The organism is Micromonospora noduli, from assembly GCF_003264475.1.
In the GTDB taxonomy this organism is placed as follows: Bacteria; Actinomycetota; Actinomycetes; order Mycobacteriales; family Micromonosporaceae; genus Micromonospora; species Micromonospora noduli.
The window spans coordinates 754,647-780,641 of the sequence record NZ_PYAC01000001.1; the positions used below are offsets into that span (position 1 = coordinate 754,647).

The 25,995-nt window shown below is 68.9% G+C and carries 17 protein-coding genes; 4 read left to right on the forward strand and 13 right to left on the reverse strand.

The window, feature by feature from the left end; all coding sequences use genetic code 11:
* The first annotated feature begins 106 nt into the window (after nucleotides 1-106).
* From MED15_RS03205 to MED15_RS03215, 3 genes are all read left to right on the forward strand, one after another.
* On the forward strand, nucleotides 107-1,042 hold the full coding sequence (locus tag MED15_RS03205; RefSeq protein ID WP_112727108.1) for a hypothetical protein: 936 nt from the start codon (nucleotides 107-109) through the stop codon (nucleotides 1,040-1,042).
* Between the two features lie 176 nt (nucleotides 1,043-1,218).
* Nucleotides 1,219-2,919, forward strand: coding sequence for a cellulose binding domain-containing protein (locus tag MED15_RS03210; RefSeq protein WP_112603083.1), 1,701 nt, complete (start codon nucleotides 1,219-1,221; stop codon nucleotides 2,917-2,919).
* 314 nt (nucleotides 2,920-3,233) lie between these two features.
* Entirely contained in the window at nucleotides 3,234-4,295 is a 1,062-nt protein-coding gene (locus MED15_RS03215) for an FUSC family protein (protein ID WP_112734751.1), read from the forward strand.
* Nucleotides 4,296-4,420: 125 nt separating this feature from the next.
* Here the strand turns inward: MED15_RS03215 and MED15_RS03220 are convergent, their stop codons facing one another.
* The 9 genes from MED15_RS03220 to MED15_RS03260 all read right to left on the reverse strand — a co-directional run bounded on the left by MED15_RS03220 (nucleotide 4,421) and on the right by MED15_RS03260 (nucleotide 18,143).
* Entirely contained in the window at nucleotides 4,421-5,713 is a 1,293-nt protein-coding gene (locus MED15_RS03220) for a phosphodiester glycosidase family protein (RefSeq protein WP_112734752.1), read from the reverse strand.
* Between the two features lie 105 nt (nucleotides 5,714-5,818).
* The gene (locus tag MED15_RS03225; protein ID WP_112734936.1) at nucleotides 5,819-6,829 is read right to left on the reverse strand and encodes a LacI family DNA-binding transcriptional regulator; all 1,011 of its coding nucleotides are present in this window, start codon (nucleotides 6,827-6,829) and stop codon (nucleotides 5,819-5,821) included.
* Nucleotides 6,830-6,941: 112 nt separating this feature from the next.
* Nucleotides 6,942-8,669, reverse strand: a complete 1,728-nt coding sequence (locus MED15_RS03230; protein ID WP_112603168.1) for an IlvD/Edd family dehydratase — start codon at nucleotides 8,667-8,669, stop codon at nucleotides 6,942-6,944.
* An 87-nt stretch (nucleotides 8,670-8,756) separates the two neighbouring features.
* A complete protein-coding gene (locus tag MED15_RS03235) occupies nucleotides 8,757-9,641 on the reverse strand; it encodes a carbohydrate ABC transporter permease (protein WP_112734753.1) in 885 nt (294 codons plus the stop codon).
* The gene (locus MED15_RS03240) at nucleotides 9,641-10,582 is read right to left on the reverse strand and encodes a carbohydrate ABC transporter permease (RefSeq protein WP_112589083.1); all 942 of its coding nucleotides are present in this window, start codon (nucleotides 10,580-10,582) and stop codon (nucleotides 9,641-9,643) included. Before MED15_RS03240 ends, MED15_RS03235 begins: the two co-directional genes overlap by 1 nt.
* A 77-nt stretch (nucleotides 10,583-10,659) precedes the next feature.
* Nucleotides 10,660-12,000, reverse strand: a complete 1,341-nt coding sequence (locus tag MED15_RS03245) for an ABC transporter substrate-binding protein (protein ID WP_112588730.1) — start codon at nucleotides 11,998-12,000, stop codon at nucleotides 10,660-10,662.
* Nucleotides 12,001-12,104: 104 nt separating this feature from the next.
* Nucleotides 12,105-14,288: an alpha/beta hydrolase-fold protein gene (locus MED15_RS03250; protein ID WP_112603087.1), complete on the reverse strand. Its 2,184-nt coding sequence runs from the start codon at nucleotides 14,286-14,288 to the stop codon at nucleotides 12,105-12,107.
* 171 nt (nucleotides 14,289-14,459) lie between these two features.
* The gene (locus MED15_RS03255; protein ID WP_112727107.1) at nucleotides 14,460-15,482 is read right to left on the reverse strand and encodes a LacI family DNA-binding transcriptional regulator; all 1,023 of its coding nucleotides are present in this window, start codon (nucleotides 15,480-15,482) and stop codon (nucleotides 14,460-14,462) included.
* Between the two features lie 288 nt (nucleotides 15,483-15,770).
* Nucleotides 15,771-18,143: a glycoside hydrolase family 3 N-terminal domain-containing protein gene (locus MED15_RS03260; RefSeq protein WP_167457559.1), complete on the reverse strand. Its 2,373-nt coding sequence runs from the start codon at nucleotides 18,141-18,143 to the stop codon at nucleotides 15,771-15,773.
* Between the two features lie 383 nt (nucleotides 18,144-18,526).
* Here MED15_RS03260 and arfA point away from each other — a divergent pair, with 383 nt between their 5' ends.
* Complete coding sequence (gene arfA / locus MED15_RS03265) at nucleotides 18,527-20,050, forward strand: arabinosylfuranosidase ArfA (protein ID WP_112603091.1); 1,524 nt, start codon at nucleotides 18,527-18,529, stop codon at nucleotides 20,048-20,050.
* A 111-nt stretch (nucleotides 20,051-20,161) separates the two neighbouring features.
* On the opposite strand, the gene MED15_RS03270 is transcribed toward arfA, so the two are convergent.
* From MED15_RS03270 to MED15_RS03285, 4 genes are all read right to left on the reverse strand, one after another.
* Complete coding sequence (locus MED15_RS03270; RefSeq protein ID WP_208646472.1) at nucleotides 20,162-21,589, reverse strand: RNA-guided endonuclease InsQ/TnpB family protein; 1,428 nt, start codon at nucleotides 21,587-21,589, stop codon at nucleotides 20,162-20,164.
* A gap of 505 nt (nucleotides 21,590-22,094) precedes the next feature.
* Nucleotides 22,095-23,612 carry an aldehyde dehydrogenase family protein gene (locus MED15_RS03275; RefSeq protein WP_112734755.1) on the reverse strand — a complete coding sequence of 506 codons (1,518 nt, stop codon included), beginning with the start codon at nucleotides 23,610-23,612 and terminating at the stop codon, nucleotides 22,095-22,097.
* Nucleotides 23,609-24,817, reverse strand: a complete 1,209-nt coding sequence (locus tag MED15_RS03280; protein ID WP_112603095.1) for a fumarylacetoacetate hydrolase family protein — start codon at nucleotides 24,815-24,817, stop codon at nucleotides 23,609-23,611. The genes MED15_RS03275 and MED15_RS03280 overlap by 4 nt, the downstream gene beginning before the upstream one ends.
* Nucleotides 24,814-25,995: a mandelate racemase/muconate lactonizing enzyme family protein gene (locus MED15_RS03285; RefSeq protein WP_112603097.1), complete on the reverse strand. Its 1,182-nt coding sequence runs from the start codon at nucleotides 25,993-25,995 to the stop codon at nucleotides 24,814-24,816. The genes MED15_RS03280 and MED15_RS03285 overlap by 4 nt, the downstream gene beginning before the upstream one ends.

Consider the following 25,995-nt stretch of genomic DNA (forward strand, 5'->3'; position numbering starts at 1 on the left):
CCCGGCCTGTTTGGCGCCCGCACGGTCCGGCCGATCCCTCCCGCGAGGGAGCGCCTTCCCCTGTCAGCGGGGTCCGTCCACTGCGGGACGCCGGCAGGATCGGTGCATGACGACATCGACACAGATCGTCGGGCGGAGCCTCCATGGCCTGACGTACGCAGTGCTCGGCTGGGCCGTGGCATACGGGGGCGTGCGTCTGGCCTGGACCGTCGGTGAGGCTCCGGAGTTCGGGCGGCTCGGACTGGACCTGCTCGGCTTCACCGGCTGGTGGTCGGTGGCGTTGTGCGCGGCCGCCGGCGGGCTGGCGGTTGCCCTGGACCGGGTGGCGACCTGGCGGCCGGCGCTCGCGGGGCTCGCCTGGACGGTCGCCGGAGCACTGGTCGCGGCAGCCGCGATCCTGCTGCCGGAGCTGGTGGGCTTCCTGCTGTTCACCGTCGGCCCGTTCTTCGACCCGCTGGCGTTCGTCAGCCGGCTCGGCTGTGTCACCGGAGCGGTACTGCTCAGCCTGGCCACCGCGCGCTACCAGCGGCGCACCAGGGGCGACTGCGAAGCCTGCTGCCGGACGATCCGACCGGGCACGCGGCGCTCGGCACCCGCGCGGTGGGCGCGCTGGGCCGCGTGGGCGGCTGTGGGCGGTCTCGTGACCCGCTTCGCGGCCCAGTTCGTGGTGGGGTTCGACCGCGTCGACCAGAGCGCGTCCCTGCTCGGGTTGGAGATCGGCCTGGTGCTGGCCGGAGTGCTGTTGCCGCTGGCGCTTGTGTACCACTGGGGTGAGGTCTGGCCGGGGTGGGTGCCGCTGCTCGCCGGGCGCACCATTCCTCGTCCGCTGCTGCTGGTGCCCGGCTTCGGGCTCGGCGCGGGCATCGTTGCCTACTTCGGCATGGGGATGGTGCAGGTGACGTCGGGCTCGCACAGCGAGTTCTCGGACGCGTTCCTGTGGGTGGCGATGTCGGCGTACCTCGTCATGGGGATGGGCCTGGTGATCGGGTCCACCGACTACCACCTGCGCACTCGCGGGCAGTGCGGCGCCTGCGGCCGGTGAACGGCACCACTGGGCCGAGGCCGATTGCATTGACAGGATTCGTTATACGAATTAGCTTTCTGGAACCACCACCTGGGAGCGCTCCCAATCTTTCCGCCGCCCACACCATCGCCGAATCTCGCCGCAGACGAGCCCTCCCGAGGCGTGGAAGCCACCACCACTCCAGGAGGAGTTTCATGAGAAGAAGCAGAGTGACGAACGCCGCCCTGGTCTCGGCCGGTGCCGTCCTGCTCGCGTCGGCAGCGGTCGCCGTGGCGATGCCAGCGGGGGCCGCAGCCGCCGGCTGTTCAGTGAAGTACAGCGTGTCCTCACAGTGGCAGGGCGGCTTCGGCGCCAACGTCGCCATCACCAACCTCGGTGACGCGGTGACGAGTTGGACGCTGACCTGGAACTACAACGCCGGACAGACCGTCACGCAGGCGTGGAACACGACGCTGACGCAGAGCGGCACCACAGTCACCGCCAGGAACGTCAGCTACAACGGGGCCATCGCGACCAACGGGACTGTCTCGTTCGGTTTCAACGGCTCGTGGACCGGCAGCAACCCCGATCCGACCACCTTCGCGTTGAACGGGGTGGGATGCACCGGTGGCACCGAGCCAACCCCGCCGCCGACGGACCCGCCGCCCACCACCCCGCCGCCGAACGGGCCGGCGGACATCACGGTGAACAGCGCGACCAGGTACCAGACGGTCGACGGCTTCGGGGCCGCGCAGTCGATCTGGGGTAGCGCCTGGTCGACGACGGACACCCAGACGCTGGTCGGGATGGGTGCCAACCAGTTGGGGCTCTCAATCGTGCGGACCGGCCTGTCGCCCGAATCCAGCGAGTGGGCGACGCACGTGAACTCGTTGAAGACGGCGAAGTCGTACGGGTCCAACGTGAAGATCCTCGCCTCGCCCTGGACCGCGCCAGCAGCGTGGAAGACCAACAACAGCCGGGTCAACGGCGGCAAGCTGAGGACCGACTACTACGACGACTACGCCAACCATCTGAACAGCTACGTGCAGTACATGCGCGGCCAGGGCGTACCCATCGATGTCACGTCGGTGCAGAACGAGCCGGACTGGCACCCGGACTACGACTCGATGGACTGGAGCGGCACCGAGCTGCGCACCTTCGTCCGCGACCAGGGCACCAAGGTGCAGAACACCAAGCTGATGGTGGCCGAGGCGGTGAACCTCAACTACAACTTCACCGATCCGACCCTCAACGACTCGACCGCCCGCAACAACATCGGCTACATCGGCGGTCACCTGTACGGCACCGAGGAGTCGGGCCGGCTGCGGCCGTACTCGCTGGCGGAGCAGCACAACAAGCCGGTGTGGATGACCGAGTGGAACCTGCACGCCGCCGACGGTGGCGGCTCCAACATCTGGGGCAACCCCGCCAACGCGGCGGTCTGGAACGAGACCCTGGACGACATCATGCGCACCGTGCACAAGTCGATGGAGGCCAACTGGAACGCCTACATCTGGTGGTACGGCAAGCGCTACTACTCCTTCATCGGTGACGGCGAGTCGGCGTTCGGCACCGTCGCGGGCGCTCCGCTCAAGCGCGGGTACGCCTTCTCGCAGTACGCGAAGTACGTCCGCCCCGGCTACCAGCGGGTCGCCCTGACGAAGAGCTCGAAGGCCTCACCGCTGGAGGTGACGGCCTACCAGGGGGACGGGAAGGTCACCCTGGTGATCCTCAACCGCTCGAACAGCGCGGTCAACAACGCCGTGATCCAGGCCCCGCAGAACGTCAGCCGGGCCGAGCACTACCTCACCTCGCAGAACGCCAACGCGGCCAGCCAGCCGACCAGCGTGAACGGCGGCCAGGCCACCATCAACGTCGGCGCCCGCAGCATCTCCACGCTCGTCTTCACCCTCTGAACACTCTGCGCGGCCTTGTGCACGGTTGGCGTGCCGGGTGCCCCAGCCACACGCTGGGGCACCCGCCTGCCTGACGCCGCCGCGTCGGTGCACAGCCTGGACCGGAGCGTGTACATGAGCCCGGAGGTGTTTACCAAGCCACCGATCGCGTCGACGTCGTCAAGGAGGAACGCGGCGCCGGTTTATGTCGGCCCGGCGGGGTAATTCTCGCCATGGCCTCTGACCCGGGGGACGTCTCCCGCCCCAACGCCGCTTCCGGGCTTGCTAGGGGCGTAGCGACGAAGGCTCGGCGTCGCGCTGGCGAGGCGGGACGGTTGAGGCTGCGGCTGTTCTCCGTCATCCTGCTCGTCGCCACTCAGTGCGGGCTCGCTGCGGCCATCTCCTGGGGTGTGGCGCACCATGTCCTCGACCGCCCCTCGCCGATCTTCGCGCCCAGCGCGGCCGTCGGGACGATCGTCGCCGCCCTTGGACAGCGCGCTCGACGCACCGCCGAACTGATGGTCGGCGTGGGGGTCGGTCTGGCGGTCAGTGATCTCCTGGTGCGTGTCATCGGCTTCGGACTTTGGCAGATCGGCCTCGTGGTTGCGCTGGCCATCACCGTCGCCCTGCTGGCGAGCGGGCACAGCGGAGCGCTGGTTGCCCAGGCCGGCGGCACCGCCGTGCTGATCGCCACGTTCGCCCAGGCCGAACGGGGCCTCCAGTGGGCGCGGATCGTCGACGCCGCCGTCGGGGGCATCATCGCACTGGTGGTGGTCGCGATCCTGCTACCCATCAACCCGATGCGCATCCTCGAACGCGCCGCCGCACCCGTCGTCGCGACACTCTGCACGCAACTGCGGGAGGTTGCCTACGCACTGGCCGAGCATGACCGAGGCCGAGCGACGCGCGCACTGGATCAGCTGAGTGCCATGGATCCTGACCTGGGTCGTATGCACGAGGCCCTCGGCGGCGCCGAGGAGGTCACGGTGATTGCGCCAGCGCGCTGGCAACGTCGTCACGATGTCGAGCACTACCAGGTAGGTATCCCACACATCGATCGGGTGAGTCTCGAGGCCCGCGAGTTGGCCCGGTGGGCGGTCACCACGCTGGAGTACGACGAACCGGTGCCGAAGGAACTCCCGGCAGCCGTGGAGAAGATCGCCGAGGCGGTGCACCTGCTCAGGCGGGAGGCTCGGGCGGGTCAACCCTTCGACCAGACGTACGCGGCGGTGTTGGACAGCGCGCGACTGGCCGGCCGGGCCTATCGCAAGGGCAGAAAGCCGTTCTCCGACGCCATGGTGATCCAGCTACGCACGATGGCCAGCGACCTGCTCCGCGCGACAGGCTCCGAGCCCGAAACTGCGAACCGGATCGTACGCGAGGCCAGCATGGTCTAGGTCGGTTGAATCCTCTACTCCCGCGCTGCTCCGCCTCGTCAGCCGACCGATACCGGGTTTCGACCGGCCCAGTGTCCCGGGCCGGCCGCAACCTGTGTCGAGAACGAATGGATCAAGGGCGACGGTCAGTGCCCGCCGTGGTACCGGCCTTCGACGTAGACGAGCGCGTCACCAACGGCCCGCTCGGCGCCGCTGGGGTGGTTGACCAGCGTGCCCTCGGCGGCCATCGCGGTAGAGCCACCGCCGTCGAGGTTGACCGCGTCGGACATGCCGAGTGCCTGGGCGACGGCGGCAGTCTCGTCCAGGGTGGTGCCGACGCTGGTGGTCTGGCGGCCGTCGATGGTCGCGAGCACGACCTTCCCATCCCGGGTGGTGCCGGCGATCGTGCGAGGGTTGCGGGCGAAGAAGCTGTCGGATCCGCCGTCGGGCACGACGATCTGGCCGTTCGCCGTCAACGGGTGCCGTCCGTTGACGCCGAACAGTCCGGACCGCAGTGGAAGCTTTCGGCCCCGCTGGTCGGCCAGGGTCGAGGTCAGGTCCAGGCATCCCCGGCTGGCCACCGTGAGCAGAGCGCCGGCGTCCCGTCCGGTGGCCTGCAGCGAGGTCTGGCCCACGGCGAGGGTGGTGCCGCGGGTCGTCGCGGTCCGCACCACGCAGCCGAGGCGATCAAGGACGACCTCCACGCCGACGCCCGCCGGAGTGACCGAGTCGAACTCGGGGGTGAACTGGACAACGTCGCCCGGTTCGGTGCACGCGCGCTGGTCGGCCGAAGCGGTACAGCCGGCAGGGACGACCGGTGGGTGGTTGATGAACTCCAGCGGCAGGACGGCACGGGTCCGCCTGTTCCGTACGCTGCCCGACCAGGTCAGCTTTCCGGTGAGTGCGCGGTTGTTGTTGGCGTCGACGACGAAGTTGACCTCGCCGGGCTCGGTGGTGGGTTCACTGAGCAGCCTCCCGCCGTACAAGCCCAGGCCCACCGGGTCCCCGGGGTAGAGCGGGCTGGCGGTGAAGGTGAAGAAGGAGGCATTGACGCCTGCCAGGGCACCGGATGCGCGAACGAGATCGGTGGTCTTCTCGACCTGGCCGAGGTTCGGGCCGTACGTCGCCTTCAGGTGCCCGCGTGCCCGACGCGGGTCGATGGTGAGGACATTGACCACCCACGGGCCGCGACTGGTGGTGTTGATCTGGTCAGCCGGCGCGGGCTCAGTTCCGCGCACGATGTGGGTCAGGGTCACGCCGTCGGCCAGGACCCGGCTGGTGGTGACTTCCGTCAGGTCGGCGTCGCCGATCGGCAGGGTGCCACTGGCGGCGTCGGCGCGGGCACTCGGAACGACACCAAGCGCCACCGCGGCGAGCGTGGCGACAGCGAGCGCACCGGCGCGGCGTAACCCGGACAGGCCAGGAGTGGAAACAGTCATGCCCTGAGCCTGGAGAGGTTAGCTAAGCACGCATCGGACAGAACCTGACAGCTAGTCGAATTTCGGTGAAAGGGCTTATAGGTCACTCGACCGACAGGTGCGGGATCAGCGAGCGCCCGGGAAGGCGTTGCTGGCCAACGGTGGCGGCGCCGTACTCTGCCGCACCACGAGCTTGGGGACGACCAGCGGCAGACGCTGCGGCACCGTGTCGTCGATGGCCTGGGTGACGGCGGTGATGGCCCGCCGGCCGACCGCGTCGAAATCCTGCTGGATCGTCGTCAACGGCGGGATGAGGAAGGGCGCCTCGGGCACGTCGTCGAATCCGACGACGGAGACGTCGTGTGGCACCCGCCGCCCACGCTCGTGCAACGCGCGCAGTACACCGATGGCCATCTGGTCGTTGGCGGCGAACACCGCCGTGGTTGCGCGCATCGCACCGATCCGCAGGCCGGCGGCGTAGCCGCTGTGCGCTCGCCAGTCCCCCTCGACCGGCTCCGGCGGGCGTAGGCCCGCGGAATTCATCGCCTGACGCCAACCTTCGAGGCGAGCGCGGGCCTCCGCCCAGTTGAGCGGACCGCTCACATGCACGATCTCCCGATGCCCGAGGTCGAGGAGGTGCTCGGTGGCCATCCGGGCGCCGAGCACCTGGTCGACGCCGACGGTCACGCTGGCCCTGGACAGATCGCCCTCCACGACGACGAAGGGGACACCCGAGCGTGTCATCCGCACCACCTCGAGAGCCTCGTCGTTGCCGGCGATCATCACGACGCCCTCCACGCCGACGCGCATGAGGTGTTCGGTGGCGTCGCTGAGCGCCCGTACCGTCACCTCGGAGAGGCTCACCGAGGTGGCGAAGTAGCCGGCCGCGCGGGCGGCGTCCTCGACGCTGCGATGGATGCTCGTCGGACCGAACAGCGTCCTGGCCGTGCCGATGATGCCGATCATCCCGGACCGTCCGCGCACCAGCGCGCGGGCGGCCGTGTTGGGGCGGTAGTCGAGTCGTCGGATCGCCTCAAGGACCCGCTCTCGCGTCTCGCGCCTGATGCTGGGTGCCCCGTTGATGACCCGGGACACCGTCTGGTGTGACACGCCCGCCAGGCGAGCGACGTCGGCCATGACCGGGGGCCGGTCGGCCGCTGTCACAGCGGCCTTTGCGTGAACTCGCACTGGCGGGCCGTCCGTTCTTCCATGGAATCAGTTCCTCGTGGGCCTCGTCCGATCGTGGCCGTCAGTGTGAGTGACGGGGCACCGCGCTGCCGCTGCCACCGACGAGAAAGTCGAGGTCCGCGCCGCTGTCCGCCTGCAGGACGTGCTCGCTGTAGAGCCGTACCCAACCACGGTCGGCCACCGGCTGCGGAGGCTGCCAGGCGGTGCGGCGTTGGGCCAGTTCGGCGTCGTCGACCAGGAGGTCCAGGCGGCGCGTCGACACGTCGACGGAGACCAGGTCGCCGGTGCGTACCAGCGCGAGCGGCCCACCCACTGACGCTTCCGGTGCCACGTGCAGGATGCAGGTGCCGTAGCCGGTGCCGCTCATCCGAGCGTCGGAGATCCGCACCATGTCCGTGATGCCGTCGGCGAGCAACCGTCGTGGCATGGGCACGTTGCCCACCTCCGGGAAGCCGGGGTAACCCCGTGGTCCGGCGTTGCGGACGACGATCACCGTGTCGGGGGTGACGTCGAGGTCCGGGTCGTCGGCGGCGACGACGTACTCCTCGATCCGGTCGAAGACGAGCGCCGGACCGGTGTGCGTGAGGAGGTGGGCGGAGGCGGCGGAGACCTTCAACACCGCCCCGGACGGCGCGAGCGACCCGCGCAGCACCACGGTGCCCGAGCCGGCGGGCTGGAACGGCTCCTCCAGGGTGCCGATGACGTCCCGGTTCCAGCACTGGGCGCCGTCGACGTTCTCCGCCACGCTCCTGCCGCTGACGGTGATGTGGTCCATGTGCAGCAGCGGGGCGAGTTCCTTCATCACCACCGGAAGGCCGCCCGCGTAGGCGAAGTCCTCCATCAGGTACTTCCCCGACGGCATGAGGTTGACGAGCATGGGCACGTCGGCGGTGAGGGTGTCGAAGTCCTCCAGCGAGAGGGGGACGCCGAGGCGTCCGGCGATCGCGAGCAGGTGTACGACCGCATTGGTGGAGCCGCCGATGGCGGCGTTGACCCGGACGGCGTTCTCGAACGCCTGCCTGGTGAGCACCGAGGACAACAGTTGGTCCTGTTCGACCATGGCGACGATCCGGCGCCCGGCGGCGTGCGCGAGCGCGTACCGCCGGGAGTCGACCGCCGGCACGGCGGCCGCCCCCGGCAGCTGCACGCCCAGCGCCTCGGTCACACAGGCCATCGTGGAGGCCGTACCCATGGTCATGCAGTGGCCTCGGCTGCGGGACATGCCGACCTCCGCCTCGGAGCAGTCAGCCGCGGTCATCCGACCGGCCCGCATCTCCTCGGTGAAGCGCCAGACGACGGTGCCCGAGCCGATGTCCTGGCCGCGGAACTTGCCGTTGAGCATCGGGCCGCCGGTCAGCATCACTGTCGGCAGGTCGACGCTCGCCGCTCCCATCAGCAGGCCGGGGGTGGTCTTGTCACAGCCGGAGAGCAGGACCACCCCGTCGAGCGGATTCGCCCGGACCGACTCCTCCAGCTCCATCGCCAGCAGGTTGCGGTAGAGCATTGTCGTGGGTCGCATCAGCGGCTCGCCCAGGCTCATCGCCGGGAACTCCAGCGGCAGGCCCCCGCTCTCCCATACGCCCCGCTTCACCGACTCGGCGAGGTCGCGCAGGTGGGCGTTGCAGGGTGTCAGCTCCGACCAGGTGGTGGCGATGCCGATCACCGGGCGCCCGTCAAAGACGTCGTCCGCGAACCCCTGGTTGCGCATCCAGGACCGATGGATGAACCCGTTGCGGCCTTCCGCACCGAACCACTCCCCGCTGCGCAGCGGTCGATTCGTCGTCGACATCAGCACACCTCTCTGTCATCCGTCCGGCCGCGTCCTGCGCGGCGATCAATGCGCGTCTGGTGGATTGGCTGGCGGCGTCGGCGCGTCCTATCGCAGACCTCCGACGGACAGGCCACCGCGCCAGTGTCGTTGCAGGCTGAAGAACGCGATGATCAGCGGGATCACGGACACCAGGGAGCCCAGGATGATGAGGCTCCACAGCGAGGTGGTTCCCGCGTTGTTCGCGGACGCGATTCCCTGCCAGAGGCCAAGACCGACGGTGACCGGGAAGAGCCTGTTGTCGGAGAGCATGGCCAGCGGCAGGAAGTAGTTGTTCCAGGACGCCACGGCCGACAGGAGCAGCACGGTGACCACCGCGGGACGCATCAGCGGAAGGGCGATCTGAATGAACGTCCGTATCTCTCCCGCGCCGTCGACCCGCGCCGCGTCAAGGAGTTCGTCGGGCACCGCGTCGCGCGCGTACACGTGCATCAGGTAGACGCCGAACGGGTTGAGCAGCGACGGGAGGATCACCGCCCAGACCGTGTTCGTCAGGCCGAGCCGGGAGAACATGATGAAGGTCGGGATGACCAGAGCGGTGGCGGGCACCATCAGCGCGCCGAGCACGACGGCGAAACTGAAGCGTCGGGCGGCGAACCGGTACTTGGCGAAACCGTACCCGGCCATGACCGCCAGGACGGTGGCGCCGACGCCGCCGGCGATGGCGTAGAGCGTGGAGTTGAGCATCCACCGCAGGTAGATGCCACCGTCGTAGGTGAAGAGCTGCCGGAGGTTCCCGAGGTAGTCGATCTGGTCGGTGAACCAGAGGGTGTTGCCACCGCCGAACAGACCCGGTGCGTCCTTGGAGCTGTTGACGATGACCCACCAGAACGGTACGAGGAAGTAGATCACCAGGAAGCCGAGGAGGATCTGAAGGGGAAGATAGCGCTGCGGTCGGCGGGCGCCGGCGCGGACGCTGGTGTGGTCGGTCATCAGAGGAAACTCCTCCGCTTGCGGGTGAAGAACAGGAAGGCGTACACGCAGATGAACACGAGCCCGCCGAGGGCGAAGGAGATCGCCGACCCGTAGTTGAAGTTGGCGAGCGAGAACGCCTGTTGGTACGCGTACATGTTCGGGGTGAAGTCCGAGCCGATCGTGCCCGCGGCGAGGTATCGCAGGATCTGCGGTTCGTTGAAGAACTGCAGGGTGCCGATGAGCGAGAAGACCAGGATGAGGATCAGGGCGGGGGCGATCAGCGGGATCTTGATGCGCGTCGCGATCTGCCACCGCCCGGCGCCGTCCATCCGGGCCGCTTCGTAGAGCGTCGGGTCGACGCCCTGCAACGCCGCGTACAAGATGATCATGTAGTAGCCGGCCCACTGCCAGGTGACGACGTTGAGCAGCCCGTAGAAGATCAGGTCGCTGCTCAGGAAGTCGGGCGCGGTGGCGCCGAACAGCCCGAAGATGTCGGTCAGCGGGCCGAAGCCCCGGCTGTAGAGGAAGCCCCACATCACGGCCCCGATGACCGTGGGGATCGCGTACGGAAGAAAGATCATGAGGCGGGAGAAGCGAGCGAACAGGGTGGTCACCGAGTCCAGGATGAGGGCCAGCGCGAGCGCGATGACGATCTGCAGCGGGATCGAGACCAGTGAGAAGCGGATGACGAACCACGCCCCGGACAGGAAGCTCGGGTCGGTGAACGCCTTCACGTAGTTGTCGAAGAGAACGAAGCTGGTGCCGCCGATCAGCTTCTTCTGGAAGAGACTGAGGTACAGCGCGTACCCCAGCGGTGCGATGAGGAACGCCAGGAACACGATCCCGAACGGCCCGACGAAGAGCCACCCCATCAGGTGTTCGCGGAGGTGCACCTTGCCACGGATCTTGCGCGTCTCAGGCTGAGTACGCGGTGCGCGCTTCTCGGTCAGGGATGTCATCTTGGTCTCCGGGACGTGGACGCTGAGGGGGGGCGGGTGGGCCGGCCGGCCAGTGTCGGCGCGGCCCACCCATCCGGTCACTGAACGGTGAAGCCTTGTTCCTTGGCGTACTTCGCCACGTCCTCCTGGAGCCGGTCGGCAGCCTGCGAACCGGTGACGGAGCCCTTGATGATCTCGCTGACCTGTTTGGTCATGGCGTCGAGGTAGTACTGACCGAAGGGGGCGTACGCGACGCCCTTGTAGGCCTCGGCCGCGGGAAGGTAGACCTCCTTGTTCGCCTGCTGGCCGTTGAAGAACGCCACCTTCAGGTCGACGAACGCGGGGTCCTTGAGCGCCGTGAGGTTCAGCGGGAAGATGATCTGGTTGGTCCAGCCGTCGGTGAGCGACTCCTTGTCGGCGTAGAGCCCGTAGGCGACCTTCGCGGCCAGCTCCGGCTTCTTCGCCTGCTTGGTCACCGAGAAGGCCGACCCACCCCAGTTGACCTGCACCGGGTTGGCCGGATCCCACTGCGGCAGCGGCGCCACCGCGAACTTGCCGGTGTCCTGCCCCTTACCGACGCCGGCGCCGGTGAGGTAGCCAGGCGCCCAGGCCGCCGAGATGTACGTCGCGTAGTTGCCGTTGATGACGCCGGAGATGTACTCCGGGGTGAACTGGTCCTGCGTACCGACCAGGCCCTTCTTGGCGAGGCCGCCCCAGTAGTCGAGCACGTCCTTGGACGCCTGGTCGTTGAGCTTCACCCCGATCGCCTTCGGCTGCGCCGGGTCGTAGGTGAAGGGCGAGGCGCCCTTCTGGATCTGTAGCGCCATGGTGAGCGCCGAGACGTTCGCGCCGAGGTCACCGAAGAGCGGGCCGCCGGCGTCCTTGACCTTCTGGGCGGCCTGCTCGTACTCGGCCCAGGTCTTCGGCGGCGTGATCTTGTACTTGTCGAAGATGTCCTTGCGGTAGATCATCGCCACCGGACCGCCGTCGACCGGGACGCCGTAGACCTTGTCGCCGACCGACACGTCCTTCCAGGCGCCCTCGCCGTAGTTGGCCTTGACCGCGTCGAAGCCGTACTGCTTGATGTCGACGAGCGCGCCCTGGATCTGGAAGGTCGGGATCCGGTCCGCCTCGACCATGATCACGTCGGGTGCGCCGGTGCCCGCCGAGATGGCGGTCTGGAACTTGTCGTACTCGTCGCTGCCCTGGCCGACGTTGGTCCAGCAGACCTGCACATCGTCGTGCTGCTTGTTGAAGTTGTCGACGACGAGCTGGGTGTTGGGGTACCAGCCCCACATCGTCACGACCGGCACGTTCTGCTTGGTGATGGTGTTCGTGCAATTGCTCGCGTCGCTGCCGCCCTCGTCGGAGGAGCAGGCGACGAGGCCGGTCCCCGCCGCGAGCATGGCTACCGTGGCGAGTATTCGTCTTCTCTTCATTGAGATGGTTCCCTTCGGCGATGGCGGTGCACTGCATCCATGCGCTGGCGGGCGCCACCGGGGGCAGGAAGCCCTGCTCCCGGTGGCGTCGCCGGCGAAGGCTCCTAGCGCTTGAACAGACGGGGCGCCAGGTCGATGAGGTTCTTCTGCCACACGTCCCAGCCGTGCGGCCCGGGGGTGACCCCGTCGAACTCGTAGCGGATACCGAGGTTGTCCAACGTGGTCAGCGATGCCATGAAGCTCGGGTACACGAAGTCGGTCTGGTCACCGACGTAGAGGCGCAGCATCTTGGTGCCGTTGTTGATCGCCGCCACGTCGACACCGGTGCCGCTGCCGAAACCGGCCGAGAACGCGGCGACGTAGGCGAACTCGCCCGGATAGGCCCGCAGCACCCCGAACGCCTGCCCGCCGCCCATCGACAGGCCGGCGAGGGCCTGCTGCGACGGATCGCTGGAGATGTTGTAGCGGGCACGGGCCGTCGGAACGATGTTCTCCCGCAACTCGCTGTTGAAGTTCGACGAGTTGCCGTTGCCCATCACGACGACCATCGGCGTGAGGTCGCCGTCGAGGAACTGATGGTCGAGGATCTGCTTGGCGCGGCCCATCTCGACCCAGTCCGTGTAGTTCTGGCCGCCGCCGTGCTGGAGGTAGAGGACGGGGTACGGCTGTGCGCGGCCGGGGTCGTACCCCGGCGGGGTCCAGACCAGTGCGGTCCGGTCCTGGCCGGCCACCGTGCTGGTGTAGGTCATGCTCTCGACCTTCCCGCCACGACCGGCGGGTACGTCCGACAGCAGTCGGGCACCCGGCCCCGGGATGAAGAAGGTGCTCCACATCGGTTCGGTGGTGACAGTCGTCGGGTTGGAGGTGTCCTTGACCGCGACCCGGTCCACGATCAGCCGGTAGTAGTAGAACCAGGGCTTCAGCGGGCCCACGGTCGCCCGCCACCGGTCGCCGTCGCGGGTCAGCGGCAGTCGCAACCAACTGCCGCCCGGCGCAACGTTCGCCCAGACCGTGACGTGCTGAGCGTCAGTGAAGTCCGTGGTGGTCTCGAAGGTGACGAACCCGTCCTCGCTGACGAAGGGCGTCGGGGTGGTGCCGGCCGGCGGCGGGGTGAACTCCCGCTTGAGCGGCTGGTGACCGGGGCTCGGCCCGTGGTCGGCCACGTGCCGGAACAACCGCGGCACGAAGTCGACGAGGTTCTCCTGCCAGGTGGTCCAGGTCGCGCCACCGTCCGGGTTGACCCCGTCGAACTCGAACCGGACGTCGGCCCGACCCAACGCCTTCGTCAGCCGGTAGGTGGTGTTGTATGCAGGATCGGTGACGTTACCGGTGTACAGGCGCAGCAGCTTGACGCTGTGGTTGATCGATTTAGCGTCCTTGCGGTCGATCTCCGGAGCCGAGGTGCCCGAGAACGAACCGACGTGACCGAACTGACCCGGCTTGGTGAGCGTGGCCCGTAGCGCCTGCGTGCCGCCGTCGGACACACCCGCGATCGCCTGGTGCGCCGGATCGCGAAGGACCCGGTAGTTGTCGGTGACCGCCTTCCGGAGGTCCTTCAACTCCCTGTCGTCCGAGGCGTCGGCGTTGTTGATCACCACCACCATCGGGCTCATGGCGCCAGCGGCGGAGAGGTTGTCGAGGATCTGCTTGGATCGGCCGAGGTCGAGCCAGTCGGTGGCGGCCACACCGTCGCCCGACTGCAGGAAGAGCGCCGGGTATCCCTTCGGGCCCTTGGCCGCGTAACCCGGTGGCGTCCAGACCAGGGCGGAGCGCTGCGCGTTCCTGGTCCGATAGCTCAGCGTCTCGATCTTTCCGCCGGTGCCGGCTGGCGCGTCGAGCAGCCACCGCGCCGAGTCCCCCGCGACGAGGAAGGTGCTCAGGAGCGGGTTGGACGCGACACTGGTGCTGTTCGTCGGGTCCTTGATGGTTTTGGTGTCGTCGGCAGTGAGCTGGTAGTTGTACAGCCCGGGCTCCAACGCGCCGAGAACACCCGACCACACGTCACCCCGACGGGTCAGACCGAACTCCGCCCAGCTGGCCGACGGACCGAAGTTTCCCTCGACGACGACCTGCGAGACGGTGCCCAGGTTCTCCTGGACGTACGCCGCCGGGACGGCGAACGTGGCGTAGCGGTCCGCGGAGACGTTCAGCCACGGCGTGTCCGCCGCGGCTGGTTGCGGCGCGATGAGCACCGCCGCGGTGGCGATGACCCCGGCCGTGAACGCCGCCGAGAGCCGCCGGCGTACGCCCAGACGGCGTAAGCGCCCGTGATACTGTTCGGTAGTCACACTCCACTCCTTTCATGTGCCGGCAGCGGACGCGACCCGACTGACCGGCGCAAATCGACTGTGGATCTGGCCGTTTGTGCTGCGTGCACCTCCTTCAGGCTGCTGCCACGGGCACATCTGACCTGATCGCTTCGTCGGGAGCGATCAGGCCTGCGCGCCCATGGGCTGATGTCATGGTCGTGCCGCGCTCTTCGGTGGTGCGGTCGAGTCGCGCACGACGAGGCTGGTCGGAAGCACGATCTGGCTCGGCTCGTCCCACTCGCCGGTCACCAGTGACTTCAGCATCCGCGCGGCTTCGTACCCGAGCTGGTACATCGACTGGTCCACAGTGGTCAAACCCGGCTGGGTCAGCGCCGACTCGGGGATGTTGTCGAACCCCACGACGGACAGGTCCCCCGGCACCGAGAACCCCAGCTCCCTGGCGACCTCCAGAACCTTGAGGGCCATCCCGTCGCTCGCCGCGAAGATCGCCGACGGCGGGTCCGGTCGTTGCAGCAGGACGCGCGCCAGCGGGGTTGCCGACTCGGGGTTGAAATCTCCCCGGCCGATCAGCGTCGGGTCGACCGGAACCCCGGCGGCGGTCAGCGCGGCCCGGTAGCCCTCCTCCCGCGACCAGGCCGAGGCCAGGCTGTCGCGGCCGGCGATGAACCCGATGCGCCGATGGCCCAGGCCGAGCAGGTGCTCGACAGCGGTGGTGGCGCCCGTGAGGTTGTCGGAAATCACCGAGGGCCCCGTCGAGCCCCGCACCGGGTCGATGGCCACGACCGGCGTCCGGCTCCGGACCTCGCCCCAGGGCGTGACGACGATGCACCCGTCGGTGAGGGTGCCCGACAGGCGGGTCAGGTGCCGCTGCTCCCAACCCTCCGAATACGACCCGTAGAGGTCGCTGTTGGCGTAGATGATCAGATCGAAGCCCGAGCGGCTCAGCGCCTTCATCACGCCCTTGAGCACTTCCGCCGTGTACGACTGGAAGCTGTGCGCCACGAGGCCCAGAACGTTGGTGCGGCTGCGCCGAAGGCTGGTGGCCACCAGGCTCGACTCGTAGCCGAGCTGCTCGATGGCGGAGCGCACCTGAGCGACTGTGCGAGCGCTGACGCCGTAATGCCCGTTGACGACGCGCGAGACGGTGGCTGTGGAAACGCCAGCAGCTCGGGCGACATCACTCATTGTTACCGGCGCATTGGCTTCAATCATGCCGCTCTCTCTGGACTGCAATCGTTATCGGTTACGTTTCCAGGATGTTGCCAACGTAACTGAGAACGATTACGAACACAAGACCTCATGGTCCTTACGCGACTGCCCGACAAGACGTCCTATCTGGACGATCGCAAGGGTGCGATTGACCCTCGGACGCCGTTGCGAATAACGCAATCGGCATCCTCCGCCGAGGGTCGAAGTGGGGCCCGTTTCCGCGCCGGCGCCACCCGTTGACAACAGGACGGCACGCTCCGTCAAGAACCATTCCCTGACCGGGGTGAACGCTCACACCTGCCAGACTTCGGCGGTCCCGGTAAAGACCTTCGACGTCGGCCGTTCCGGGTCCGCACTGATGACGAACGTGCCGGCATGGGTGTGGTCGGCAGCCGAGAAGCCGACGTACACCTCGATCTGCCCGGCCTCCACCGCGTAGGTCATGCTCCGGTCGTAGAAACCGAGCTGGCCGGTGGGGAGCGCGAACCGCACCGCCACCCGCTGGCCGGCGGCGGCCTCGACGCGGGCGAAGGCCTTCAGCTCCAGCACCGGCCGGGTGATCGTGGCCTGCGGGTCGCGGACGTAGAGCTGCACGACCTGCTCCCCCGCCCGGTGTCCGGTGTTGGTGAGCGTGACCTCGACACCGACGCTGTCCCCGGCGCGGATCTCGGCGCTCTCCAGCGAAGCCTTTTCGATCATGAACGAGGTGTATCCGAGGCCGTGGCCGAAGACGTATCGCGGCGCGACCGGCGAATCCACGTAGTCGCCATGCCAGTGTGACCGCCCGCCGGACACCTTGTGGCCGTAGAAGACGGGGATCTGACCCACGCTGCGGGGGTACGAGATCGGCAGCTTTCCACTCGGGTTGACGTCACCGACGAGCACCTCGGCGATCGCCCGCGCCCCGGTCTCTCCCGGCAACCAGGCCATCAGCACCGCGGCGCACTCCTCGTGCAGGAAGTCGCTGCCGACCGGTCGGCCGGCGACGAGCACTGCCACGACGGGCGTGCCGGTGGCGACGACGGCACGGACGAGTTCTTCCTGCACGCCCGGCAGGTTCAGACTGGACCGGTCCCGCGACTCGCCGGTGGTGGCCCCGGGCGTCAGCCCCGAGCGGTCACCCAGGACCAGCACCGCGACGTCGGCCGCCGCGGCGGCCGCTACCGCCTCGGCGAACCCCTCGGTCGACGGGTCGAGCACGTCGCAACCCGGGGCGAAGCGCAGCCGGTCGCCCAGCCGCGCCGCGAGCTCGTCCCGCACCGTGGGTACGCCGCCGATGCTCTCGTCGATCTCCAGATCGTCCGGGATCGTCATCATCTCGCCGAGCAGGCCGCGCCGCTTGCGTGCTTCGATCAACGACTCGATGTGGGCCGCGAACGAGTAGTCACCGAGCAGGTGTCGGGCGTCGTCGGCGTTCGGGCCGATGAGAGCGACGGTTCCGGCGCCCGCCAGCAGCGGCAGCACTCCGTCGTTCTTGAGCAGGACGAGGCTGCGGCGGGCGATCTCCAGTGCCACGTCCCGGTGCCGCTCGGCGTTCGCCGACGTCGCGGCCGCGTCCTCGTCGACGTACGGGTTCTCGAAGAGCCCGAGTTCGATCTTGTGCCGAAGGACCCGTGCGACAGCCTCGTCGAGCCGGGCCTCGCTGACCTCGCCGGCGTCCAGGGCGCGGGTGAGGGCGTCCGCGTACGCGTCCGTCGCCGGAAGCTCGACGTCCACGCCCGCGCCGAGGCCCACCGTCGCGGCCTGCTGCTTGTCCTGGGCGAAGTGGTGGTACGAGTGGAGGTCGTTGACGCCGAAGTAGTCGGAGACCACGCTGCCCGTGAAGCCCCACTGCCCTCGCAGGACGTCGGCGAGGAGTTCCTGGTTGGCATGGCACGGGACGCCGTCGAGTTCGTGGTAGCCGGTCATCACCGACTGGAGCCCGCCCTCGCGGACCGCCGCCTCGAACGGATGCAGGTACACCTCACGCAGCAGACGCGGCGGCAGGTGTGCCGGCGCCCAGTTCAACCCACCCTCGGACGCCCCGTAGCCGACGAAGTGCTTGGCGGTGGCAAGAACGCCGTCGGTCAGGTCGGCGCCCTGAAGGCCCCGCACGAACGCCACCCCCATGCGGGACACCAGGTACGGGTCCTCGCCGTAGGTCTCCTCCGTCCGGCCCCATCGTGGGTCGCGCACCACGTCCAACACCGGCGAGAGCCCCTGGTGACTTCCCATGGCGCGCATCTGTGCGCGAACGACGTCCGCCAGCTGCCGGTTCAGCTCCGGCGCCCAGGTGCTCGCGACGCCTATCGCCTGCGGGAAGATGGTCGCCTCGCGGGCCATGACCCCCGAGCAGACCTCCTCGTGCACGATCGCGGGGATCCCCAGCCGGGTCTCGCTGACCAGGAAGCGCTGGATCGCGTTGGCGGCCCGCGCCACCTGCGCCGCCTTCAGACTGGTCGCGCCCGCGATGCGGGTCACGTGCCCCAGGCCGTGTCGAAGGATCGGCCGGGCCCGCTCGGCCGCGAACCGTCCGCCCTCCAGCACTGTGAACGCCCAGGTGCTGCCCAGCTGCGCGAGCTTCTCCTCGCGGGTCATCCGGGCCAACAGATCCGCCACCCGTTGGTCGACGGGCGCTGTCGCGTCCGCGTAGGTCGCCTCGATCTCCGGCTCAACAGTGGTCACCCGGTCACCCCAATCACCGCGACAAGCTGGTCTTTCGGCCTCGTCGGTCACCACGCCGCCGGCGCCGGGCCGCGCGCTGCGGACGACGGCCGGGAAGCGGTGCCGGCGAGGCAGGCCGGAGCGGAACGCTCGGTCAGCTGGGGGCGGCATGGCCGGGGCCGTGCCAGCCGGACGTTGATCCAGGCGCCGTGTTCCCTTACGTAAACGTAATCGGTAACGTTTACATAGATCGAGAACGTAATCGAAGACGATCACCTTGTCCAGAGCTCACAGTGCCTCCACCACCCCCCCGGTCCCGGCGTTCGGGCAGTGCCGCCGGCGTCGGACCTGCACGAAGGGAGCCAGCCCTGAACACCCACCCCGACAGCACGCCGGAGAACGGCGTGCACACGGCCCGCCTGACAGTGGACCCCCGCCGACGCGTCGCACCGGTGCCACGTCGACTCTTCGGCTCGTTCGTCGAGCACCTGGGTCGCTGCGTCTACACCGGAATCTACGAGCCGGGGCACCCGACCGCCGACGCCGACGGCTTCCGGGGCGACGTCCTCGCACTGGTGCGCGAGTTGGGCGTCACCACGGTCCGCTATCCCGGCGGCAACTTCGTCTCCTCCTACCGCTGGGAGGACGGCGTTGGCCCGGTCGGCAAACGACCGGCCAGGCTCGACCTCGCCTGGCACAGCCTGGAGACCAACGCGTTCGGGCTCGACGAGTTCATGCGGTGGGTCGGCAAGGCCGGTGTGGATCCGATCATGGCGGTCAACCTCGGCACCCGTGGCACCGCCGAGGCCGTCGACCTGCTCGAGTACGCCAATCACCGCGGTGGGAGCCACCTCGCCGACCAGCGCCGCGACAACGGCGCTGTCGATCCGTACGGGATCAAGCTGTGGTGCCTGGGCAACGAGATGGACGGCCCGTGGCAGGTGGGTCAGCGCAGCGCGACCGAGTACGGGCGGCTCGCGGCGCAGACCGCGAAGGCGATGCGGCGCTTCGATCCCGATCTCGAACTCGTCGCCTGCGGCTCCTCACACCTCGGTATGCCCACCTTCGGCAGCTGGGAGCGCGACGTGCTGACCGAGGCGTACGACGACGTGGACCTGATCTCGCTGCACGCGTACTACCAGCCGGTCGACGACGACCTGGCCAGCTTCCTCGCCTCGGCCGAGGACATGGACAGGTACATCGACGCCGTCACCGCCATCGCCGACTCGGTCGGAGCGATCCGTCGGTCGACCAAGAAGATCATGATCGCGTTCGACGAGTGGAACGTCTGGTACCAGTCCGCCGCCCCGTCCACGCCGCCCAGCGGCGAGGACTGGCCGGTCGCGCCGCCGCTGCTGGAGGACCACTACAGCGTGGCCGACGCGGTCGTCGTCGGCGGCCTGCTCATCAGCCTGCTGCGGCACAGCGACCGGGTGAGCGCGGCCTGCCAGGCCCAACTGGTCAACGTCATCGCACCGATCATGACCGAGGTGGGCGGCTCGGCCTGGCGACAGACCATCTTCCACCCCTTCGCCCGAACCGCCCGGCACGCTCAGGGCACCGTGTTGGACGTGCTGCGGGAGGGCAGCACGACGACCACCGACCGCTACGGTGAGATCGACGCGGTCGACGCGGTCTCCACCTGGGACGACAACGCCGGGGAGATGACCGTCTTCCTCGTCAACCGCGCCCTCGAAACCCCGGCCGAAGTGACCATCGACGTCGCTGGCGCCCAGGTCAGCGACATCATCGAGTGCGTCACCGTCGGCGGCACCGACCTGCACGCCAAGAACACGGCCGACGGTCCGGACCACGCCACGCCACGCCCCAACGGCACGGCACGCGGCGCCGACGCCAGCGTCCAGCTCACTCTTCCGCCGGCGTCCTGGACCATGCTGCGCCTGCGCGCCACCGACACGACCCCGTGATCGGCTGACGAACGGTCCCGGACGTGCCCCGGCCGCGCACACCCTGGCAATCACCAGGGGTGCGCGGCCGGGGGCTTCCCCACCACAGGGAGTACGGGATCCAGCCTGTTGTTACCGGGCGTCGACGGGATCGCTGTCAGAGTCGTTGAAGAGCTTGTCGCCCCGGTAGCGGGCGACCACCGGCGCGGTCAGCTCACCACTGACGGTCTTCTTCAGCCGGGCGACGCCGTGGTGCACCGGGGCCGACCCGAGGTGCCTGTCACCCGCGTAGAAGTCGACAGTCGTGGGTGAACGCTTGACGTCCTCTCTGCCCTGGAGGGCGGAGATTCCGGTCTGCTGCGCCCCCGAAGGGGCAAGCTCCCGGCGGGTTACCGCTTCGCCGCGCGGTGCCGGCACGGGTGCCGGTCTTACCTGCGCTCCACGGTCGTTGAGGTCCGCCCGTCCGGCGGCCCTGATGTTCTTGGCGGCGTTCACGTCTCGGTCGTGCAGGCTGCCGCATGGGCAGCCCCACGTCCGGACGTTGAGCGCCATCTTATCGTTGATCCGGCCGCAGTCCGAGCACATGCGCGTCGACGGAAAGAACCGATCTACCCGAGCGAAGGTGCGCCCGCGCCGGGCGGCCTTGTACTCCAGCATGGCCGCGAACTGCGACCACCCAGCGTCGTGCACCGACTTCGCCAACCGTGTCCGGGCGAGACCAGCCACGCACAGGTCCTCGACGAACACCGCTTGGTTGTCGCGGATGATCTGCGTCGAAAGCTTGTGCTGCCAGTCCCGCCGGGTGTCGGCCACCTTCGCGTGCGCGCGGGCGACCTTCCGGACAGCCTTCTTGCGGTTGTTGCTGCCCCGCTGCTTGCGGGACAAGCCCTGCTGCAACCGGCGCAGCTTGCGGGCTGCACGGCGCAGGAACTTCGGCGCGCTCACCTTCGTCCCGTCGGACATCACTGCGAAGTGCGTCAACCCCAGGTCGATGCCGACCTCCGAGTCCAGCTCGGGCAACGGCTGGTCGGCGGTCTGCACCACGAACGAGGCGAAGTGCCGACCGGCGGCGTCCCGGACCACCGTCACCGACGTCGGCGCAGCCGGCAGCTCCCGCGACCAACGGACTTCCAGATCGCCGATCTTCGGCAGCCGCAGTCGACCGTTGTCGAGGATCTTGAACCGGGCGTTGGCGGTGAACCGGACGGCCTGCCGGCTGTCCTTGCGGGACCGGAACCGGGGAGCGGCGACCTTGCGACCCTTGCGCATGCCCGACAGCGAGGCGAAGAAGGCGCGGTACGCAGTGTTCAGGTCAGCGAGGGCCTGCTGCAACACCACCGATGACACCTCACCCAGCCACGCACGCTCCGGGGTCAACTTGGCCACGGTAACCCGCTTGGACAACTCGGCGTCCGTCGGATACGGCAGGCCAGCCTCGTGTGCTTCCTGTCGCACGCGCAGCCCGTCGTTGAACACCACCCGCGCGCACCCGAACGCCTTCGCCAGCGCCTCACGCTGGGCGGCATCCGGGTAGAGCCGGTAGTTGTACCGAAGCTGCACGCGTCGATTCTAGCGTTGGTCTATGGCTGATCTCGGAGACGTCCGCACTGGTAGACGGTCGGGCGCAGGAGCGCGGGGGGGTGCGGCCGAGGCGGGCGGGGCGGTGACGGCGGCGAGCAGCGCGAGCATCAGCCGGCGTGTCGGTGCCGGCCTCAGGGGACGGGGAGGTGCGACGGGCGTGTTCCTGCTCCCTCTTCGGCGTGTGGTGGTCAGACCGCACCGAGCGGCCGACCGACCATTCGATGGTGAGGTGAAGGGATACCAGTAACGAGCGATGCAGCCATGCGAGCGCTAACATCGTTCCCTGTCAAAAACAGAACCATGAATTGCATTGACGGTCAAGACGGAAATCGGAGCGGAGAATCGCGTCCAAACAATTCGGGCGCGCTTCAGCGGCACCAGGACAACTGGCGCGCGAATTCTCTGTCGGGTCAATTCGTCAAGGAATTCGCGCGCCAGTCGCAGGTGGCCCGGAAACGCGCCCGGAAGAGGCCAGCAGACGCGGTTATGCGACCGCTGGCTGCAACCTCCCGTCGACTCGGCGGGAGATGGCGGTGTACTCGTCGCGCAACTCCTCCGGGAGGACCCAGGCCGGGGCGTCCTGCCACGCCAGCGGGCGGAGGAACCGTCGGATCGACGTGGCGCCCACCGACGTGTGCACGGCGTTGGTCGACGGCCACGGTCCACCGTGGTGCTGAGCCCACGACACCCGGACACCGGTGGGGTAGCCGTCGAAGACGATGCGACCCGCGCGGGCGGCGAGCACGTCGACCAGTCGGCGTACGACGTCGGCGTCATCGCCCGGTCCGCGGTGGAGCGAACCGGTCAGCGACGGCGGGACGGTGGCCAGCGCGGCGTCGAGGTCGGCGGCGTCGTCGTAGCGGACCACGATCAGGAGCGGGCCGAAGCACTCGTCGGCGATCTCGGCGGTCAGGCCGGCGAGGCCGACCTCCAGGAGGGTCGGCGCCACTGTGAAGCCCGCGCCGGGTTCGACCTTCGGCCTCGCCGACACCCGGGCGCCGGCCCGCTCGAACTCGGTGGAGCGGTTCTCGTACGCGTCGCGGATGCGCTCGTTGAGCAGGACCGTGCCGCCCGACGCGTCGACTCTCGCCCGCAGCGCGTCGACCAGGCCGTCACCACCGGGATCCGACGGAACGAACGCCAGGCCGGGCTTGGTGCACAACTGACCGCCCGAGTTCGTGAAGGAGCCGAACAGCCCCTCGGCGATCTGGTCTGCTCGGACGGCGGCCGCGTCGGGCAGGACGACGATCGGGTTCACGCTGCTCAGTTCGGCGTACAGGGGAATGGGGTCGGGTCGTTCGTCGATGGCCGCCTGGATGGCACGGGCGGCGTTGACCGAGCCGGTCAGGGCGGCCGCGCGGATCGCCGGGTGACGCACCAGCGCGCGACCGGACTGCTCCCCGTACACGGTCGCGACGACACCCTCGGGCCCGCCGAGGTCGCGGACGGCCGACTCGATCGCGGCGGCGGAGGCGTGCGAGGTCAGCGGGTGCGACGGGTGGGCCTTCAGGATCGTCGGACACCCGGCGGCGAGCGCGGCGGCCGTGTCACCGCCGGCGACCGAGAAGGCGAACGGGAAGTTGCTGGCCCCGAAGACCGCTACCGGCCCGAGGGGTACCAGCATCCGCCGCAGGTCCGGGCCGCGGCCGAGCGGTGTGTCGGCGGCGTGGTCGATGGTGGCCTCGACGTACGCTCCGTCGCGCAGCACCTCGCCGAACATCCGGAACTGGAGCGCCGCCCGGGTGAGTTCCTGGTCGAGTCGCGCGTGGCTCAGCCCGGTCTCCGCCTCGGCGGCAGCGACCAGATCCACCCGACGGGACTCCAGCGACGCGGCGATCGCGTCCAGCAACTCCGCGCGGCCGAGCCTCCCGCGCGCGGCCAGCCACTGCGCCGCCGGGGACGTCTGACCGGCGATCACCTCCAGTCGAGACTCGTCGGTCTCGGTGAGCTCCGTCGCGCGACGCTGACCGTCGCGCGGATCGACAGTGCTGACCACGTTCACAGCAGTCCTCTCCTTACCAGATTGCCCATGAGATCGCGGACGCCGAAGTGCCAGGGCTCGCACTCCTCCGCGTGCCGCACCCGGTTGACCAGGGTGCCGAGCGCCGGGCAGCTGATCCGTACCACGTCGTCGACCTTGTGGGTGAAGCCCTCACCGGGGCGGTCCCGGTCCTGGATGGGCGCGAACATGGTGCCGAGCATCAGGGCGGCGCCGTCGGGATAGTGGTGGTGCGGCCCGATCAGCTGCCGGACCAGCTCCTCGGGATCACGTGACATCTGGGTCATCTCCGAGACCGCCTCCAGGTGGAAACCGTCCTCGCCGCGAACCTCCAGGCGCACCTCGAGTTCGCGTACCCGATCCATGCCGAACCGGTCGTCGAAGAGCCGGATCAGGGGGCCGAGGGCGCAGGAGGCGTTGTTGTCCTTCGCCAGCGGAAGCAGGAGCGCCGAGCGGCCCTCGATGTCGCGCAGGTTCACGTCGTTGCCGAGGGTGGCGCCGACGATCCGGCCACTGGATTGGACGATGAGCGTGACCTCGGGTTCCGGGTTGTTCCAGGTCGACGCGGCGAGCACGCCGACCGGAACGGCGGTGCCGACGGCGGAGAGGATCTGGCCCTTGGTGAAGATCTCGGCGTCCGGGCCGATGCCCACCTCCAGGTACTGGCTCCACATGCCCTCGGCGACCAGCAGACTCTTGAGCCGATCCGCCTCCGGCGAGCCCGCCTCCAGGCTGTGCAGGTCGACACCGACGTCGGCGAGCATGCGGTGCCGGATGTCCGCCGCCAGTGCCAGGTCTCCCCGCGCCCGTTCCTCGATCACCCGCTCGATCATGGAGATCGGAAAGGTCACGCCCGCGGCCTTGAGCGCCTGGAGGTCGACCGGGGCGAGCAACCAGGGCCGGCCACGGTCCCGGGTCGCGGCCCCCGTGTTCGCCAGTATCTCCCCGAAGTCGCCCACCCTCGGCCCGTCGAGCCCGGCCACCGTCGCGGCGGGATCGGGCAGCTCGCAGATGTCGCGGACGGTCGGGAACCGGTGGCTGATGTCGATGACCTCGCCGTCGCGGACGATCACCGGTGAGGGGCCGTCGCCGGACGGGTCCCAGATCCGGCCGATGAGGACGCTGTCGGCGTCGTCCGGCAACGCTTCGGCGGCGGTACCGACCCAGTCCGCGGCCGCGGCCGACCCTCGGGGCCGTGGCAGCGTCATGAGTCGCTCTCCAGGTTGAAGAAGGACCGCTCGTCGCGGGGACGGATGTCGAAGACGGCGTCCTGGAACATCCGCAGCGGGTGCGGTGTGAACGGATGCTGCTCGATCGCGGTGAGATCCACCTCGATGCCCAGGCCGATCCCGGTCGGGATGAGAATGTCGCCGTCGTGGGTCAGCACCAGCCGCTCGTTGGTGATCTCGGGACGCCAGGGCACGTCGGTCGCCATGATCTCCAGGTACCGGAAGTTGGGCAACGTCGCCCCGAGTTGCAGCGTCGCGGCAGTGCTGAGCGGACCACTCGGGTTGTGCGGCGCGAAGCCCACGTAGCTGGTCGCGGCGAGCGTGGAGATGAAGGCCAGCTCGGCGATCCCGCCGGCGTGCGTCACGTCGGGCTGGACGAAGTCGACCGCCTGGCGGGCCAGCGCCGGCGCGAAGCCCTGTCGCCCGTACCACCGCTCCCCCGCGGCGATCGGCACCGGCGACGCGCGACGGATGTCGACGAGCGCATCGAGGTTGTCCGGTGGGCAGGGCTCCTCGAACCACACTGGGTCGAACTGGGCGATCTCGTTGGCGACCTTGATGGCGTGGCGGACGTCGAAGCGGCCGTGCCCCTCGACGAACAGCTCCACCTCGCGGCCCACCGCCTGACGGACGGCGTCGATCTGGGCCAGCACCCGGTCCAACTGCGCGGTGGTGATGGTCAGGTCGTAGTTCTCGAACGGGTCCCACTTGAGGCCCCGGAAGCCCGACTCCACAGTCCGTCGCGCGGCGGCCGCGTAGTCCTCCGGCGTGACGGCACCGGAGAACCAACCATTGGCGTACGCGCGGACCCGGTCGCGGGTCGCGCCGCCGAGAAGCCGGGAGACCGGTACGCCGAGCTCGCGCGCCGAGATGTCCCAGAGGGCCATCTCCAGCGAGCTCAACGCCGTCATGATCACCGGCCCGCCGCGCCAGTACCAGTCCCGCGCGGTCTCGTAGAGGATCTTCGAGATGCTTGTGGGATCCAGGCCCACCACCGCCTCGGCCAGCTCGGCGATGGCGCCCTGGACAGCACGTTCCTTGCCCTCCAGGGTGGCCTCACCGAGCCCGATGATCCCCTCGTCGGTGTGGACCCGCACGATGACGAGGTTCGTACGGTAGAAGTCGACGACCAGTGTGTCGACAGAGACGATCTTCAT